The sequence below is a fragment of the Pelagibius sp. genome, assembly GCF_028289705.1.
Taxonomy (GTDB): Bacteria; Pseudomonadota; Alphaproteobacteria; order Kiloniellales; family Kiloniellaceae; genus Pelagibius.
This window is the reverse complement of the sequence record NZ_JANQOI010000167.1, coordinates 1-15155: the sequence shown is the minus strand read 5'-3', so window position 1 is coordinate 15155 and position 15155 is coordinate 1. Positions and strand designations below refer to the sequence as shown.

Below are 15155 nucleotides of genomic sequence, written 5' to 3'. Positions count from 1 at the left end.
ATCCCGACAAGGTGCACGCCTTCTACAATCATCGGCGCAGCGGACTCCTGGAGGCGGCAGTCGAGCCCAATGCCGCCCACTTCGCTCTCGCCCGCCTGCAAACGGAGTGGCCGGGCGAAGTGTTGCTGGTGACCCAGAACATCGACGACCTGCACGAGCGCGCCGGCTCGCCGGATCTGGTCCACATGCACGGCGAGCTTCTGAAGGCGCGCTGTCTGGCCTGCGGCACGGTCAGCGCCTGGCGGGAGCCCATCACCCGCGACAGTCTCTGCCCGTCCTGCGGCGTCGACGGCACCTTGCGGGTGCACGTCGTCTGGTTCGGCGAGATGCCCTTCGAGATGGAGCGCATCTACGAAGCGCTCGCCGACTGCGTGCTCTTCGTGTCCATTGGCACCTCCGGCAACGTCTATCCGGCGGCCGGCTTCGTGGCCGAGGCGCGCTCCAACGGCCGGGCCCACACCGTGGAGCTGAACCTGGAACCCTCCGAAGGCCGCAGCTTTTTCGCCGAGGGCCGCTACGGCCCGGCGACCCGGGAGGTGCCCGCCTTCGTCGAGCAGGTGTTGAGCGATGGCTGGTAAGGGCAAATCCAGGCCGCCGGCGGAGGAGAGCCTGGAGGCCATCGTCGCGGCGGCGCGGGCCTGCACGCTCTGCGCCGACCACCTGCCGTTGGGGCCGCGGCCGGTGCTGCGGGCGGAGGAGGGGGCCCGGCTGATGATCATCGGCCAGGCGCCGGGCACCCGGGTGCACGAGTCCGGCGTGCCCTGGGACGACCGCTCCGGCGAGCGGCTGCGCGACTGGCTCAGCATCCCCAGCGAGACCTTCTATGACCCGGGCAAAGTGGCCATCGTGCCCATGGGCTTCTGCTATCCGGGGGTCGACGCCCGGGGCGGGGACAAGCCGCCGCGCCCGGAATGCGCGCCGCTCTGGCATCCGCCCCTGCGCGCGGCGCTGCCGGCGGTGGAACTGACGCTGCTGGTGGGGCTCTATGCCCAGCGCCACTACCTCGGCAAGGCGCGCAAAGACAGCCTCACCGAAACCGTGCGGGCCTGGCGCGAATACCAGCCGGCCTTCCTGCCGCTGCCCCACCCGAGCTGGCGCAACACCGCCTGGCTGAAAAAGAACCCCTGGTTCGAGAGCGACCTCCTGCCGGAACTGCGCCGGCAGGTGAAAGCGATGGTTAGGTCAAGGAGAACCCGAACCTAGCGTTTGCGGGTGACCAGATAGGCGCAGCGCCGCGCGCCGGCCAGGATATGGTCGATGCGCTTCACCTCGACCTCGCTGCCCAGGGACTTCTGGAAGACTTCGAGCTCCATGTTGCAGAGCCCGGTGCAGGCCGCCGCGGCGGAGCAGACCGGGCAGTGGTTCTCCACCAGCAGGTAGCCGCCGGCGACATTTTCGACCTCGGCCATGTAGCCTTCCTCGGTGCGGATCTCCGCCAGCGCGCGGAGCTGGGCCGGCAGGCTGCGCCGTGCCCCCATACGCGCCTTGTAGGCGGCGACCTGGTCGCGCGCCCGCACCGCCAGCAGCTTGTCCAGGCCCTTGGCGCCGAAGACCTCTTTCATGGAGTTGATCAGGCCGACGCTGAACTCGGCATGGCCGTCGGGGAAGAAACGGTCGGCCGCCGCCGTCAGCGCCCAGAGCTTCGCCGGGCGGCCCCTGGCGGTTCCTGGCGGCCGGGCCTCGGCTTCGTGGTTCACCAGGCCCTCGGCCTCCAGGTCGTAGAGATGCTGGCGCACCGCCATGGCGGAGATGCCCAGTCGTTCGGCCAAACGCGCGGCATCCTGCGGGCCGTCCACCTTCAGGCTGTCGATGATGGCGCGGCGGCTGCGCTTCTCACCCGGCTTGGTCACCTTGTCGAGCATTCCTATTATCTAAAGTTTTTTCTTGAGAAATGCAAGTGCACCGCCTATGGTATTTCTCAAGAAAAATCTTTCGAATTTATGAGTCGGCAAAAATGCCATATCGGGAGAAGATCCATGGCCGCGCTTACCGCCGCTAAACCCGCAGCATCACCGGCCGGCCGGGCGGCGCCGGACAGCAATCGCGTTCATGTCGGTCCGCTGGAAGCGCTGCAGGAAAAGGGCCGTCAGCTCCTCAAGGTCGGCGGCAAGCAGATCGCCGTCTTCGCCGGGGAGGCGGGCGTCTATGCCTGCAACAACCGCTGCCCGCACGAGGGCTATCCCCTGATGGAGGGCAAGCTCACCCAACGGGCGGATGGCGGGGGCTGCATCCTCACCTGCAACTGGCACAACTGGAAATTCGATCTCGAGGGCGGCGAGACCCTGGTGGGCGGCGACAAGCTGCGCCGCTATCCGGTGGAGGTCGTCGACGGCGAGGTCTGGCTGGACATCACCGACCCGCCGGCCGAGGAGCGCCGCGCGGCGGCCCTGGAGAACCTCAGCCGCTGCTTCCGACGCCATGAATACGATCGTATGGCACGGGAGATCTCCCGCCTGCAGCTCGCCGGGGGCGACCCGCTGGACGCCGTCCGCGGCGCCATCGCCTGGACCGCCGAGCGCTTCGAGTTCGGCTCCACCCACGCCCATGCCGGGGCGCCGGACTGGCTCGCCCTGCGCGACGACCTGGCCAGGGGCGACCAGGAGCGGCTGGTCCCGCTCCTTGAGGTGGTCGGCCATCTGGCCTGGGATTCCCTGCGCGAGCCGGCCTATCCCTTCCCGGCGGAAAGCCGCCCCTACGCGGCGGCGGAGCTGGTCGCCGCCATCGAGGAGGAGGACGAGGGCCGGGCCATCGCCCTGCTGCGCGGCGCGCTGGGGGACGGGCTCGGCTTCCGCGACCTGGAGCCGGCCCTGGCGGAGGCGGCGCTCGCCCATTACCAGGACTTCGGCCACTCCGCGATCTATGTCTACAAGACCGGCCAGCTCATCGACCGCCTCGGCCCGGAGACGACCGAGCCCCTGCTGCTCAACCTCGTGCGCTCCCTGGTCTACGCCTCGCGGGAGGATCTGATCCCCGAGTTCCGGGCCTATGCCGGGGCCCTGGCGCGTTGGGACGGCGCGGGGGCGGAGCCGATGGCGGCAGAAGACCTGCGCCGCCTCTCCGTGCCCAAGGTCTTCGAGCGGGTGTTGCGCTCCACCGGCGACCGCAAGGCGCTCTTCGATGCGCTGCTGGGGGCGGCCTGCCTCGACTTCCTGCAGTTCGACCTTTCGGTGGCCGATGCCACCGACAAGTCGGTCTCCCACAACGTCGGCTGGCTGGACTTCACCCATGCCGTCACCTTCGGCAACGCGGTGCGGGTGCTCTGCGGGCGCTATCCGAAACTCTGGCCCCAGGGGCTGTTGCAGATCGGCTGTTTCGTCGGCCGCAACGCCGCCTACGTGGACCGCGACTACGACGCCACGCCCTGGCAGGTGGACGATGCCCAGGCCTTCTTCGAGCGCTCGCTGCGCGGCCTCTTCGACCACGCCCAGGCGGAATACATCGTCTCCGTGCACCTGGTGAAGCTGCTTTCGGCGGCCCGGGAGGAGGTGATCGCGGACCCCGAGGCGCCCTGGGTGCCGGCCATGCTGGCGGCGGTCAACCGCTTCCTCCACGAGCCCCTGAAGCGCAAGCACACCAAACGCACCGCCCAGCAGGCGATCAATTTCGTCGCCGCGGAGGGCTAGGATCGGCGGAAGGGTAGCCCGTCAATCAGACAGCCCCGACGTCGCGCACAGACGCCGCCACCGCAGAAGATATCACCCTCGTGCTCGTCACGAGGGTCCATCTATCCAGCGACGGTTCAGTGATCCTTGAGACCCGGTCGGGGCCTGCCATGGATGCTCGGAAGAAGACGACGAAGGCTCATCAGCCTACGGCTTGCGGTGGAGAGGCTGTCACCCCCACCCCAACCCTCCCCCATCGAAGGGGGAGGGGGAAGTTGTTGAAGCGGCTGAAAAGATCTCCTCCCCCCTTGACGGGAGGAGGTTGGGAGGGGGGTGAGTTACACACGCGATGGCGGCCCGCTGCGCGCCGGGACCCTTCGAGACGCCCGCTGCGCGGACTCCTCAGGCTGAGGGATGAGGGAGCCCCCGGTTCCTCATGGTGAGGAGGTTGCGCAGCAACCGTCTCGAACCATGGCCACGCACCATGATGGCGGGAAACCCGTTCTCAAAAAGCGAAACGGCCCGTCATGCGGCGGGCCGTTGCGGTTCGATGCCTCGGAGGGGCGCTCAGCCGTAGCGCTCGATCTGCTCCATGTCGTCGTCGGAGAAGCCGAAGTGGTGGCCAATCTCGTGGATCAGCACGTGCTTCACCACCTCCGCCAGGTCCTCGCCGCTGTCGCACCAGTAGTCGAGGATCGGCCGGCGGTAGAGGAAGATCATGTCCATGTCTTCCGGCGAGTCCCAGGTGGACTTGTGCAGCAGACTGGTGCCGCGATAGAGCCCCAGGAGATCGAAGGGCGACTCGCAGTCCATCTCCTCCAGGGTGTCGTCGTCGGGGAAGTCCAGCACATGGATGACCACATCGCCCAGCGCTTTGCGCAGGTCGGCCGGAATGGTTGCATAGGCCTCGCGGGCCAGCGCCTCCAGGTGGCGGGTCTCCGGCGGCGTCGAATACCGCCCCACATCGTGCATCTGAGCCATAACCGTTCCTATCGATCTCTCTGACTTCAGCCTAGCCTGCCTTGACCGGGAGTCCAAGCACAGTCACCTTCGGTTAACCTTAATCCAGCCAATTTTGTCCGTCCGGAGGAACGCCATGGTAGAGAAGCTAACCCAGGCAGAGCGCGCGTCTCTGGCCGCCGAGCTGCCGGGCTGGGAGCCGGTGGAGGGCCGCGATGCCCTGAAAAAGACATTCCGCTTCAAGTCCTTTAACCAGGCCTGGGGCTTCATGAACCGGGTCGCCCTGGCGGCCGAGAAACTGAACCATCATCCCGAATGGTTCAACGTCTATAATCGGGTCGAAATCACCCTCACCACCCACGACTGCGACGGCCTTTCCGAACGCGACGTCACCCTCGCCAAACGCATCGAGGCTTACGCGGGTTCCCCCTCACCCAGCTCCGCCTAAGCGCGATCTGCGATCCCGCTAAGGCTGCGCAACCCTCTCCCACGGCGGGGAGAGGGAAACCAAAAAGACCCTCTCCCCGCCGTGGGAGAGGGAGGGGCCCGCGCAAGCGGGAGGGTGAGGGGGCTTCGCTCCGCCCTACGCGCGCAGGCCCCTCTCGACGCGCCTGCTACTGCATGCGCATGGCGCCGTCCAGGCGGATGGTGTCGGCGTTCAGCATGGTGTTCTCGCAGATATGGAGGACCAGGGCGGCGAACTCGGCGGGATGGCCGAAGCGGTGCGGGAAGGGCACCTGGCCGGCCAGGTTGTCCTGCACCTCCTGGGGCATGTTGAGCAGCAGCGGCGTGCCGATGAGGCCGGGTGCGATGGTCAGCACCCGCACGCCGTTTTTGGCGAACTCCCGCGCCGCCGGCAGCATCATGCCGTTGATGCCGGCCTTGGAGGCGGCATAGGCCACCTGGCCGAGCTGGCCCTCGACCGCGGCGATGGAGGCGGTGGAGATCACCACCCCGCGCTCGCCGTCGTCGTTGATCGGATCATTGCCCAGCATGTCGGCGGCGGCCAGGCGCAGCAGGTTGAAGCTGCCGATCAGGTTGATCTTGATGACGTTCTCGAAGAACTCCAGGGGCATGGGCCCGTCGCGCCCGACGATGCGCTTGGCTGGCGCGATGCCGGCACAGTTGACCAGCACCCGGCAGGGCCCGTGGGCCTCGCGCGCCTTGGCGACCGCTGCCTCGGCTTCGGCGGCGCTGGCGACGTCGCAGGCCAGGCCCAGGCCGCCGATTTCCGCGGCCACGGCCTCGGCAGCCTCGCCGTTGAGGTCCAGTGCCGTTACCTTGGCCCCGGCCTTGGCCAGATGGCGCGCCGCCTCCGCCCCCAGGCCGGAGCCGCCCCCCGTCACGATCGCCGCATGCCCCTTCACGTCCATGTCTTCGTCCCCTCATCTGTGCTAAGAGGGCCACGGCACTCGCGGCCCGAACTTGAAAGCGCCGCTCTATAGCAGAGCGGCGCGGCGGTGACGAGACTGTGAAGAGCCGGCCCCGAAGGCTTGTCCGCCGGGAGGGCCTGTGTGAAGAAGCAGCGTCCGTTCACCGCGAGGGGCTTTGCACCGTGGCGTCGCCGACGGTTCATGTTCGGGTCATCAGTTTGCCGGAGGCCGAAGAACGGCGGGCAAAGATGCGCCGCCAGCTCGAGGCCCTCGGCCTCGACTTCGCCTTCGTCGAGGGGGTGGACGGCCGCGGCTTCGACGTTGCGGCCCACCCGGCTTATGACGCGCCGCGCCGGCGCCGCGCCTTCGGCCGCGACATGACCGGCGGCGAGCTGGGCTGCCTGCTCTCCCACCGTTCGGTCTACGAGGCGATGGTCGCCGAGGATCTCGACCCGGTGCTGGTGCTGGAGGACGATGCGGTCTTGGGCGCCGACTTCCCGGCGGTGCTGGCCTCGATCCTCAGGCTCCCCCGCCCTTTCGACCTGGTCCGCTTCATCGGCTATCCGAAGATCGCCCGCTTGCGCCAGCGCCGGCTCTGCGATCTCGACCGCGGCTACCGGCTGGTGCGGCTGGCAACCACACCGGGCGGCGCCTATGCCTACCTGATCCGCCGCAGCGGCGCCGAGAAGCTGCTGCCGGCGCTGCAGCGCAACTGGCTGCCGGTGGACGTGATGATGGGGCGAAGCTGGGCGCACGGCCTGGACTGGGCTGTCGTGCAGCCGGCGGTCACCGACTACGACCGTGACCTCGGCTCCCACATCGGCGAGGAACGTTTCCACAAGCCCGCGGTCAACGGCATTGGGGCCACGGGTTATCTGCTGGGCCGCGCCCGCCATACGCTCACGGAGAGCCTCAACAAGCGCATCGCCTACTGGTCCGCCTGGCCGTCAGATCGCCGAAGACTGAAAGAGGTGGGGCGTTAGATCGGCCAAAGCAGACGCAGGTCAGAAGCAGTCACCCGACTACCAACGGAAAACCGCCCACCAGTCCCGCCATCGCGAGCGGTGCCGGGTCCAATAGATGGTCCAACAGAGCAGGTTTCAAAAAGCTCGGCGACAGAGGCCTTGTCGAGTGTACCCTCGTTGTTGCAGAAGGCGGTAAGCACCAGAGTGAAAACCAAAGAGGAAAACCCAAGTGGGTCGCAGCTGCTGTTACATACACCAGAACTGGGCGAAGGCTTCAGCTAAGCGGTGCTGGCAAAAACGTTGGTCCTTTCCGAAAGCCCGGCAAAACTGTGAAACGGATAAGAATTACGGCTGTTCCAACAATCGCTACAGCTTTCGGAAATAAGCCTGTCACAGACTACGAATCGCAACAAATAGATTCTGCTCATAACTGGAGTAAAATGGCGTTTTCCAGAACTCTCAACTTCTCAAATAATCAGTGTTTGCGTCCCTTCAGATTCTCCAGCTGCACCTCAAGATCTTCCTCTCTAAAGAGGACAACATGGGAGGTTTCATAATCTACGTCCAAATCTGAGCCCTCGATATCAAAATGCTCTGCGGCCTGCTTTAGGACATATTCGATATCAGATTGAATTACTGGGATTGCTTCCTTGAAAGAAGGATACGACGCAACGCCTGTGTAAGCCATAAACAGTAAGTTTCCAGCTATAAGAAGTTTCGCTACAATACTACCATCTTCGATTCGTTCTAATTCAATATGAATCCCTGTTATTGTTATTTGTTCATCTGATATAGGGAAAGAATAACCAAGAGGTCTTTTTTGAAGGATTCTGGTTGCCTGCTGAGCAAACAGGTTGACTGCAGGTTTCGCTTGAGGGTGACTGATCGAGCCAGAGAACGTCACTACGACTTCTGCGAGGCGCATCTCCTCTGGCTTGGGTTCCGGCTGCGCCATTGGCTCTACCATGACCATAGGTTACTCCTCTCACTTTTGGGTACTGAATTTATCAGAGTGCGATGCTCGGTTTCGGAGAACAACTATACTGATGTTGTCCAAGACAGAAAATCAACCGATTGCTGTCTGTAGATTGGTGTTGTCTTGTAAATTGGTTGATGAAGCACGTGCCTCTTTCCCGAATGGCCAAAGAACATTGACGACATTTGAGTGGCCTCGAAAGGTCGGCTGCCTCTGGTCTTCCATGTTCAGGTCCGGCACGTAGTACCAGTTGCCCTCGTACTCCTCGCGCCGCCATTCGAAGGCCGCCTGATGGCCGGGGAAGGGCCTGTCGGAGAAGATCACGGTGAAGCCCTGCTCGGCCCCGGGGATGGCGGCCACCATCCGTCGATCACCGTATCGGCGCCGGAAACGAAGGGCTCCTGCACCAGCCCCACGGCTTCGTCTTCGAAGACCCAGACGCCTTCGGTCTTGTAGGGATGGATCACCCTGAGGGCGTTCATGGCACGCGGCTCCCCGGCGCGGATGGCCGGTTGTTTGAACGGAGCAAAGTCGGGACCAGCCCTCCTTCGCCAAAGATGCGGTTCCGGGTGGCCCGCCATCCGAAGCCCGCAGGGCGAAGGATGGTGACCCCGGCAGGATTCGAACCTGCGACCTACAGATTAGGAATCTGCCGCTCTATCCAACTGAGCTACGGGGCCGCCGCGATGCCGCGTGAGGCGGTCCAGACATAAGACAATGCGCGCGTTTAGGCAATGCGGGCGGTGTAGGGCCTCTCAGGACCCGCCGCCTCTCATGGCCCCAGATGAAGCCCTTCGGGCGGTGTCTGCTGAATCCCCCAAAAGGGACCGATCCCGGCGGCGTCTCCCGCATGGATTGAAGGAAAGGCTTTGGATTGCATCCTCTTTATGCCACTCTGCGACGGTGAGAAACCAGAAGTTGAGGAGCTCCCCTCGGGTGGAGGTCGGGATGCATCGTCAGATGCTTGGCTTGCAATGGAGGTCGAGGTTGCAGCGGATCGTCGGGGCGCTGATGCTCGGCCTTTGGGCCGGCGCCTGCGCACCCACCGTGCAATCAAACGTCGAGATCTTTCACGCACTGCCCAGCGATTACGTTGGAGAGAGCATTACCATTCTTGCAAGCGATGAGAAGGAGGCGCGGTCTCTGGAGTTCAAAAGCTATGCCGAGAGGCTGGCCGGCAAACTGCAAGAGGTCGGATTTAGAGTTGTCGGCGAAACCGAAGGGCCCCGGTTCGTGGCCTTTCTCGGCTATGCAATCGGTAAGGGCCAGCAAATCACCAGGAGTTATTCGATTCCGAACATCGGTGTCACTGGATACTCCTCTTCTCAAACCTATGGCACGGTGCACAACTACGGGGGCTATGGCACGTATAGCGGAACGACAACCTACACGCCACAGTATGGCGTTACCGGCTACTCAACGGGAACGACGACAGAAACCGTTTACCCGCGTGCTGTCGTCATCCACATCTACGAAGTGAACTGGTCAGACATTGAGAACTCGCCGCAGGTCTACAGCCTGACCATCGGCAGTTCGGGCGGATGCGGCATTCTAAGTCAGGTCATCGACGAAATGCTGGAGGCGGGGTTTCAGGGCTTTCCCGGCGAGAGTGGCAGCGCCCGAAAAGCACGGGTGGACTCGAACGCCAATTGCTGACCGCCGCTGATTGACTCTGACTTCTGGCTACGGCGCGTGCCAAAGTGGGTTGCGCAAATGAGAATCGCTGCGCTGTAGCCGACAATGTCTGCTGAGGATAGAGCCTCGTTTTTGGATCCACCACTAGCGTGCGTGGGGCAGATGACAGCTTGGCAAAAGGCCTAGCCGTCATCCCCTTTGTCCGTCGACCGTGCCCAAGCGGAGCACAGAACCTCCCTTTTTCACTCCACCCCCTTGAACCGTTCGGTGGCGGCGACCAGGCCGCGGCGGATGCCGGGTTCCATGGCGGAGTGGCCGGCGTCGGGGACCACCAGGTAGTCGGCCTCCGGCCAGGCGCGGTGCAGGGCGTCGGCGGTCTCGATGGGGCAGACCAGGTCGTAGCGGCCCTGGATGATGATGGCGGGGATGTTGCGGATTTTGCCCAGCCCCTCCATCAGGGCGTCCGGGCCCAGGAAGACGTGATGCTGGAAATAGTGCGCCTCGATGCGCGAGAGGCCGAGGGCATGGCGTTCCTCGCCGAAGGCGGCCACGGTCTGCGGGCTGGGCAGCAGGGTGGAGCAGCTGCCCTCGTAGATGCTCCAGGCCCGGGCGGCGGGCAGGTGCACCTTGGGGTCGGGGTCGTTGAGGCGCTTCTGGTAGGCGGCCATAAGGTCGCCGCGCTCCGCCTCCGGAATGGTCTCGGCGAAGCTGCGCCAGTTCTCCGGAAAGATCCGCGCCATGCCGTAGAGGAACCAGTCGATCTCCCGCCGGGTGCCGAGGAAGATGCCGCGGATGATCAGCGCCGAGACCCGCTCCGGATGGGCCTGGGCATAGGCCAGCGCCAGGGTCGAGCCCCAGGACCCGCCGAAGACGTGCCAGCGCATGATGCCCAGGTGGTCGCGCAGGCGCTCCATGTCGGCGATGAGGTGCTGGGTGGTGTTGTCGGTGGTCTCGCCCAGCGGCGTGGAGCGGCCGGCGCCGCGCTGATCGAAGATGACGATGCGGTAGTGGCGCGGGTCGAAGAAGCGGCGGTGGTCCGGCCCGGCCCCGGCCCCGGGGCCGCCGTGCAGGAAGACGATGGGCCGGCCCGTGGGGTTGCCCGAGACTTCCCAGTACATGCTGTGCCGGCCGTCCAGCTCCAGCCGCCCGCTCTCGCTGGGCTCGATGGGCGAAAACAGATCCTGCGCAAGCATGCGGACGGCCTCTTCCCGGTCTGGTTCGGCTGTGGACGGTTCCGGCCCCTCATATCGCAGGCCGCGGCTTTCCGCCACCTTTGATCTCCCGGGATGGGCCTCGCCGGGGCGGGCCTGATAGACTGGGATGATGATCCGGTTCAGGCCCCCGCTCAGACCCGCCGGCGATCCCGGAACCCGTGCGGTGACTCTCTTGATGTGGCTGGCGCTGACCGCCTGGGCCCTTTCGCCGGTCTTTGCGGCGGCCCAGGCCAACCCGACAGCATCGCTGCAGCCCGGGGAGCCGGGCCGTGTGGCCGCCATCGTCGACGGCGACACCCTGGTGCTGGAGGACGGGCGGGAGATCAGGCTGGTGGGCATCCAGGCGCCGAAACTGCCCCTGGGGCGCGCCGGCTTCAAGCCCTGGCCACTCGCAGACGAGGCCAAGGCCTTCCTCGCCGAGCTCACCCTGGGCAAAGAGGTCGCGGTCGCCTTCGGCGGGCGCCGCGGCGACCGCCATGGCCGCGTCCTGGCCCACCTCGTGGTGGAGGATCGCTGGGTGCAGGGGGCGATCCTGGAGGCGGGCATGGCCCGGGTCTACAGCTTCGCCGACAACCGCAGGCTGGTCGCCGAGATGCTGGCCCTGGAGCGGCAGGCGCGGGGCGCGCGCCGCGGCATCTGGGGCCTTCGCTTCTACCGCACGCGCGCGGCGGCAGACGCGGAGCGCTGGCTCGGCGGCTTCGAGCTGGTGGAGGGCCGGGTGCTGGCGGTGGGCCTGGTGCGCCGCCGCGCCTATCTGAATTTCGGCGAGGACTGGCGCAGCGATTTCACCATCGCGCTGGACCCGGAAACGCGCCGCCTGTTCGAGGGCGAGGGCATCGACCTGAAAGCCTACGAAGGCCGTCGCCTTCGGGTGCGGGGCTGGCTAAAGTCGCGCAACGGTCCCATGATCGAGGTGACCCATCCCGAGCAGATCGAGCTGCTGGAGGAATGATGTTCGCTCTCTCAGCCTGTCTTCCCCGCACCCTGCGCGCGCTGGCCGTGGCCCTGCTGCTGCTGGCAATGCTGGGCGCCTGCGCCACCGCGCCGGGCACCGGGCGCACCATCTTCACCGGCGGCCTCAGCGAACAGGGCGAGGCCGACCTCGGCCACAAGGAACATCCCAAGGTGATGGCCCAGTACGGCGGCTCCTACGACGATCCCGAACTCAACGCCTATATCTCTTCCGTAGGCAACCTGCTGGTCCAGACCTCCGAACTGCCGAACCTGAAGTTCACCTTCACCATCCTCGATTCCCCCATCGTCAACGCCTTCGCGCTGCCCGGCGGCTACATTTACATCACCCGCGGGCTGCTGGCGCTGGCGGAGAACGAGGCGGAGATGGCCGGGGTTCTGGCCCACGAGATCGGCCACGTCACCGCGCGCCACACCGCCGAGCGCTACGGCCAGACCATGGCGGCCAATGTTGCCGGCGCCGGGCTGGGCATCCTGCTGGGCGGACCGGCGGCCCAGGCCGGCGGCACCCTGGGCGCGCTGCTGGTGCGCAGCTATTCGCGCGAGCAGGAGTTCGAGGCCGACATGCTGGGCGGACGCTATCTCGGCCGTGCCGGCTACGACACCCAGGCCATGGCCGGCTTCCTCAGCCAGCTTCAGGCTCACAGCCGCCTGGAGGCGGAGCTGGCCGGCCAGCCGGAGAAGGCCGATTCCTTCAACATCATGCAGACCCACCCGCGCACCACAGAGCGCATTCAGCGCGCCCTGGAGCAGGCCGGCGCCAACCCGGTGGCCGATCCCATGACGGCCCAGGACATCTATTTCGACAAGATCGACGGCATGCTCTACGGCGACAAGCCGGAGGAGGGCTTCATCCGCGGGCGGGAATTCGCCCATCCGCTGCTGAAGTTCGCCTTCGAAGTGCCCCAGGGCTTCCGGCTCTATAACCAGTCGCGCCGCGTGCTGGCCCGCGACGGCGAGGGCAAGGCGGCCATTCAGTTCGACCGCGGCCCCAAGGACTACCGCGGTTCCATGAGCGACTACCTGACCCGGGTCTGGGGTGCCCGGGCGCGGCTCAGCGGGGTCGAGGCGATCACCGTCAACGGCTTGCCCGCCGCCACCGCCCGGGTCGAGGGCAGGCGGGGCACCGACGCACGGCTGCTGGCGATCCGCTACGACGCCGCGACGATCTACCGCTTCATCTTTCAGTCCGACGCCGAGCGCACGGCGGCGCTCAACCGGCCGTTCCGTGAGACCACCTACAGTTTCCGCAAGCTCAGCGATGGGGAGGCGGCGGCGCTGAAGCCCCAGAGGGTCCGGGTCTATCGGGTGCGCGCGGGAGACACGCCGGCCGGGATCGCCGCGCGCATGCCCTTCGGCACGGAGAACCTGAAACGCTTCCTGGTGCTGAACGGGTTTCAGGACAGCGTCGTCCTGCGCCCCGGCCAGGCCGTGAAGATCGTCACCGAGTAGCCGAGGTAAGAGACCGTCAGTGACCAGCACACCGACATCCGAGGAGACCCCTGTTGCCGCCGAGGGCGGCGGCCTCCACGAGCCGGAGAGCGCCGGGCGCTGGCGGCCCACCATCGCGGTGGTGCTGACCGGGGGCTTCGGTCTGCTGGTGCTGGTGGCCGTCTCCCTGGTGCTGTGGGTCTCGCTCAGTACGGCAGGAAAGAACACCATGTCCTTGCTGCGCCAGACGGCGGAGCTGACTGTCGAGGCTCTGATTGGCGAGATCGCCCTCCACCTCGGCACCGCCCATCAGCAATCTCAGTTCATGGCCGAGGTGATCGGCTCCGGAGACCTCGATCCGACGGATCGGGATCGGCTGGGCGATGCCATGCTGGGGGCCTTGGCCGCGGCGCCGCAGGTCACCGGCGTCGCCTATTTCTCGGTGGATGGCTGGTCACTCAGGGTCGGCCGGGCGCCGGAAGGCGGCATCATCCGCCTCTATGACGCGGTGGAGAAGGACCCGGAGATCGGGCGCCTGGTCGCAAACATGGCCGAGCGGAGCAACTCGGATTGGGGCGGGGTCTTCTGGGTTCCTTCGCTGGAACAACCGCATCTGACGGTCTCCACACCGCTGTGGCGGGACGGAGAATACCTCGGCGTCATCGCTTCGGTGGTTTCGGTCCAGGTGCTGTCGAACTATGTCGAGGAATTCGAGGTTCAGTCCGGGCTCCATGCCTTCGTGCTCTACGGGCGGAACCGGGTTCTGGCCCATCCCTTCCTGATCGACAACATCGCCGGCCTCGGTCCCGACAAGCCCTTGCCGGACATCGACGAGGTCGGGGACAGCCAGCTCGCCGCAATCTGGTCCGAGGGCAAGCGGCGCATCGATATCCTGGAGGATTCGACCAGTTCGTTGCTGGGCCACTTGGTGATCCGCGACGGCGACGAGGTTTTCTTTCTCTACAGGGTCGTCGGCGGCTACGGGCCGGAGCAGCTTTACATGGGGGTTTATGCCGGCGACGACGAAATCGACCAGACGGAGTTCGAACGCCTGGTTGTCACCGGCTGGGTCGGGCTCGGCGTTCTGGCTCTGGCCCTGTTGACTGCCGTGGTGCTGAGCCGCGGCATCGCCCGTCCGGTGCGCGATCTTGCAGAGGCGGCGCGGGCCATCAGCAGCTTCGATTTCCGCCGCGTGCCGCCGGCCAAGGGCAGCGCCTTCCGCGAGTTGAACAGTGCCTCCGGCGCTTTCAACTCCATGCTCAACGGCCTGCGCTGGTTCGAGACCTACGTGCCGCGGACCCTGGTGCTGCGCCTCATCCAACTGGGCGAGGACGGCTTCCACTCCGAGGAGCGGCAGGTGACGGTGCTGTTCACCGACATCGTCGGTTTCGCCCGCGCCAGCCAGAACATGTCGGCCCATGAACTGGCCGAATTCCTCAACCATCATTTCGAACTTCTGGCAGCCGAAATCGAGAAGACCGAGGGCACCGTCGACAAATACATCGGCGATTCAGTCATGGCCTTCTGGGGCGCGCCGGACGACCAGCCCGACCATGCCGAGCGGGCCTGCCGGGCCGCCCTGGCGATTGCCGCGGCCCTGGACCGCGACAACCGCGCCCGGGAAGCAGAAGGCGAGCCCGCGGTGCGGTTGCGCATCGGCATCCATTCCGGCCCCGCCATCGTCGGCAACATCGGCGCGCCGGGGCGGGTCAACTACACCCTGATCGGCGACACGGTGAACCTGGCAAACCGCCTGGAAGCCTTCGGCAAGGAGGTGCCGCCCGGCAGCGGCTCGGCGGTGGTGCTGCTGTCCGGCGAAACCCGGGCGCTGCTCGGCGACAGCCCGGCCGTGGAAAGCCTGGGCACCCACGAGATGCGCGGGCGCGCGGGAAAGATCGAGGTCTTCCGGCTGAAGTTGTAGGTTCGTCTCGACTTGCGTCGAATCGGTGCCGGCCCGCTCCCCCACCCGGCCACCCAATGCGATTATCCTAGTGGGTGGCCGGGTGGGGGAGCGGGCGGTACAGACC

At 65.9% G+C, this 15155-nt stretch carries 16 protein-coding genes and 1 tRNA gene; 9 read left to right on the top strand and 8 right to left on the bottom strand.

The window, feature by feature from the left end; all coding sequences use genetic code 11:
• Both Q0996_RS20760 and Q0996_RS20755 read left to right on the top strand, forming a co-directional pair.
• The coding region (locus tag Q0996_RS20760) for a Sir2 family NAD-dependent protein deacetylase (RefSeq protein WP_299624316.1) at positions 1–578 on the top strand (578 nt) is incomplete at its 5' end.
• Positions 568–1203 (top strand): uracil-DNA glycosylase family protein, encoded by a 636-nt coding sequence (locus tag Q0996_RS20755; protein ID WP_299624314.1) that lies wholly within the window; start codon positions 568–570, stop codon positions 1201–1203. The genes Q0996_RS20760 and Q0996_RS20755, both read left to right, overlap by 11 nt.
• On the opposite strand, the gene Q0996_RS20750 is transcribed toward Q0996_RS20755, so the two are convergent.
• Positions 1200–1862, bottom strand: a complete 663-nt coding sequence (locus Q0996_RS20750; RefSeq protein WP_299624312.1) for a metalloregulator ArsR/SmtB family transcription factor — start codon at positions 1860–1862, stop codon at positions 1200–1202. The two genes, Q0996_RS20755 and Q0996_RS20750, sit on opposite strands and share 4 nt — an antisense overlap.
• Positions 1863–1976: 114 nt before the next feature.
• Between Q0996_RS20750 and Q0996_RS20745 the strand changes: the two genes are divergently transcribed.
• A complete protein-coding gene (locus tag Q0996_RS20745; RefSeq protein WP_299624309.1) occupies positions 1977–3623 on the top strand; it encodes a Rieske 2Fe-2S domain-containing protein in 1647 nt (548 codons plus the stop codon).
• A 546-nt stretch (positions 3624–4169) separates the two neighbouring features.
• On the opposite strand, the gene Q0996_RS20740 is transcribed toward Q0996_RS20745, so the two are convergent.
• Positions 4170–4583 (bottom strand): metallopeptidase family protein, encoded by a 414-nt coding sequence (locus Q0996_RS20740; protein ID WP_299624308.1) that lies wholly within the window; start codon positions 4581–4583, stop codon positions 4170–4172.
• Between the two features lie 115 nt (positions 4584–4698).
• Between Q0996_RS20740 and Q0996_RS20735 the strand changes: the two genes are divergently transcribed.
• Positions 4699–5010, top strand: a complete 312-nt coding sequence (locus tag Q0996_RS20735; RefSeq protein ID WP_299624305.1) for a 4a-hydroxytetrahydrobiopterin dehydratase — start codon at positions 4699–4701, stop codon at positions 5008–5010.
• A 166-nt stretch (positions 5011–5176) separates the two neighbouring features.
• Here the strand turns inward: Q0996_RS20735 and Q0996_RS20730 are convergent, their stop codons facing one another.
• A complete protein-coding gene (locus Q0996_RS20730; protein ID WP_299624303.1) occupies positions 5177–5935 on the bottom strand; it encodes an SDR family NAD(P)-dependent oxidoreductase in 759 nt (252 codons plus the stop codon).
• Positions 5936–6117: 182 nt separating this feature from the next.
• Here Q0996_RS20730 and Q0996_RS20725 point away from each other — a divergent pair, with 182 nt between their 5' ends.
• Complete coding sequence (locus tag Q0996_RS20725; RefSeq protein WP_299624301.1) at positions 6118–6918, top strand: glycosyltransferase family 25 protein; 801 nt, start codon at positions 6118–6120, stop codon at positions 6916–6918.
• Between the two features lie 457 nt (positions 6919–7375).
• Here the strand turns inward: Q0996_RS20725 and Q0996_RS20720 are convergent, their stop codons facing one another.
• The 4 genes from Q0996_RS20720 to Q0996_RS20705 form a co-directional block, all read right to left on the bottom strand.
• The gene (locus Q0996_RS20720; protein WP_299624298.1) at positions 7376–7873 is read right to left on the bottom strand and encodes a hypothetical protein; all 498 of its coding nucleotides are present in this window, start codon (positions 7871–7873) and stop codon (positions 7376–7378) included.
• 93 nt (positions 7874–7966) lie between these two features.
• Entirely contained in the window at positions 7967–8239 is a 273-nt protein-coding gene (locus tag Q0996_RS20715; RefSeq protein WP_299624295.1) for a hypothetical protein, read from the bottom strand.
• Positions 8197–8358, bottom strand: coding sequence for a hypothetical protein (locus Q0996_RS20710; RefSeq protein ID WP_299624292.1), 162 nt, complete (start codon positions 8356–8358; stop codon positions 8197–8199). The genes Q0996_RS20715 and Q0996_RS20710 overlap by 43 nt, the downstream gene beginning before the upstream one ends.
• A 121-nt stretch (positions 8359–8479) precedes the next feature.
• Positions 8480–8556 (bottom strand) — tRNA-Arg (locus Q0996_RS20705).
• A 307-nt stretch (positions 8557–8863) separates the two neighbouring features.
• Here Q0996_RS20705 and Q0996_RS20700 point away from each other — a divergent pair.
• Positions 8864–9532 carry a hypothetical protein gene (locus tag Q0996_RS20700; protein ID WP_299624289.1) on the top strand — a complete coding sequence of 223 codons (669 nt, stop codon included), beginning with the start codon at positions 8864–8866 and terminating at the stop codon, positions 9530–9532.
• 221 nt (positions 9533–9753) lie between these two features.
• Here Q0996_RS20700 and pip read toward each other — a convergent pair whose 3' ends face one another.
• Positions 9754–10704, bottom strand: coding sequence for a prolyl aminopeptidase (gene pip, locus Q0996_RS20695; RefSeq protein ID WP_299624286.1), 951 nt, complete (start codon positions 10702–10704; stop codon positions 9754–9756).
• A gap of 184 nt (positions 10705–10888) precedes the next feature.
• On the opposite strand from pip, the gene Q0996_RS20690 reads away from it, so the two are divergent.
• Genes Q0996_RS20690 through Q0996_RS20680 form a run of 3 tightly spaced genes read left to right on the top strand, consistent with a single transcriptional unit; the run spans position 10889 to position 15049 of the window.
• On the top strand, positions 10889–11677 hold the full coding sequence (locus Q0996_RS20690) for a thermonuclease family protein (RefSeq protein WP_299624283.1): 789 nt from the start codon (positions 10889–10891) through the stop codon (positions 11675–11677).
• Positions 11677–13149, top strand: coding sequence for a M48 family metalloprotease (locus Q0996_RS20685; RefSeq protein ID WP_299624281.1), 1473 nt, complete (start codon positions 11677–11679; stop codon positions 13147–13149). Before Q0996_RS20690 ends, Q0996_RS20685 begins: the two co-directional genes overlap by 1 nt.
• Positions 13150–13168: 19 nt before the next feature.
• On the top strand, positions 13169–15049 hold the full coding sequence (locus tag Q0996_RS20680; protein ID WP_299624280.1) for an adenylate/guanylate cyclase domain-containing protein: 1881 nt from the start codon (positions 13169–13171) through the stop codon (positions 15047–15049).
• Positions 15050–15155 lie beyond the last annotated feature (106 nt).

Coding starts and splice junctions, on each gene's coding strand:
- Q0996_RS20745 (WP_299624309.1), top strand. CDS start 1,977: ATGGCCGCGCTTACCGCCGCTAAACCCGCAGCATCACCGGCCGGCCGG.
- Q0996_RS20750 (WP_299624312.1), bottom strand. CDS start 1,862: ATGCTCGACAAGGTGACCAAGCCGGGTGAGAAGCGCAGCCGCCGCGCC.
- Q0996_RS20685 (WP_299624281.1), top strand. CDS start 11,677: ATGTTCGCTCTCTCAGCCTGTCTTCCCCGCACCCTGCGCGCGCTGGCC.
- Q0996_RS20710 (WP_299624292.1), bottom strand. CDS start 8,358: ATGAACGCCCTCAGGGTGATCCATCCCTACAAGACCGAAGGCGTCTGG.
- Q0996_RS20755 (WP_299624314.1), top strand. CDS start 568: ATGGCTGGTAAGGGCAAATCCAGGCCGCCGGCGGAGGAGAGCCTGGAG.
- Q0996_RS20740 (WP_299624308.1), bottom strand. CDS start 4,583: ATGGCTCAGATGCACGATGTGGGGCGGTATTCGACGCCGCCGGAGACC.
- pip (WP_299624286.1), bottom strand. CDS start 10,704: ATGCTTGCGCAGGATCTGTTTTCGCCCATCGAGCCCAGCGAGAGCGGG.
- Q0996_RS20730 (WP_299624303.1), bottom strand. CDS start 5,935: ATGGACGTGAAGGGGCATGCGGCGATCGTGACGGGGGGCGGCTCCGGC.
- Q0996_RS20720 (WP_299624298.1), bottom strand. CDS start 7,873: ATGGTCATGGTAGAGCCAATGGCGCAGCCGGAACCCAAGCCAGAGGAG.
- Q0996_RS20715 (WP_299624295.1), bottom strand. CDS start 8,239: ATGGTGGCCGCCATCCCCGGGGCCGAGCAGGGCTTCACCGTGATCTTC.
- Q0996_RS20735 (WP_299624305.1), top strand. CDS start 4,699: ATGGTAGAGAAGCTAACCCAGGCAGAGCGCGCGTCTCTGGCCGCCGAG.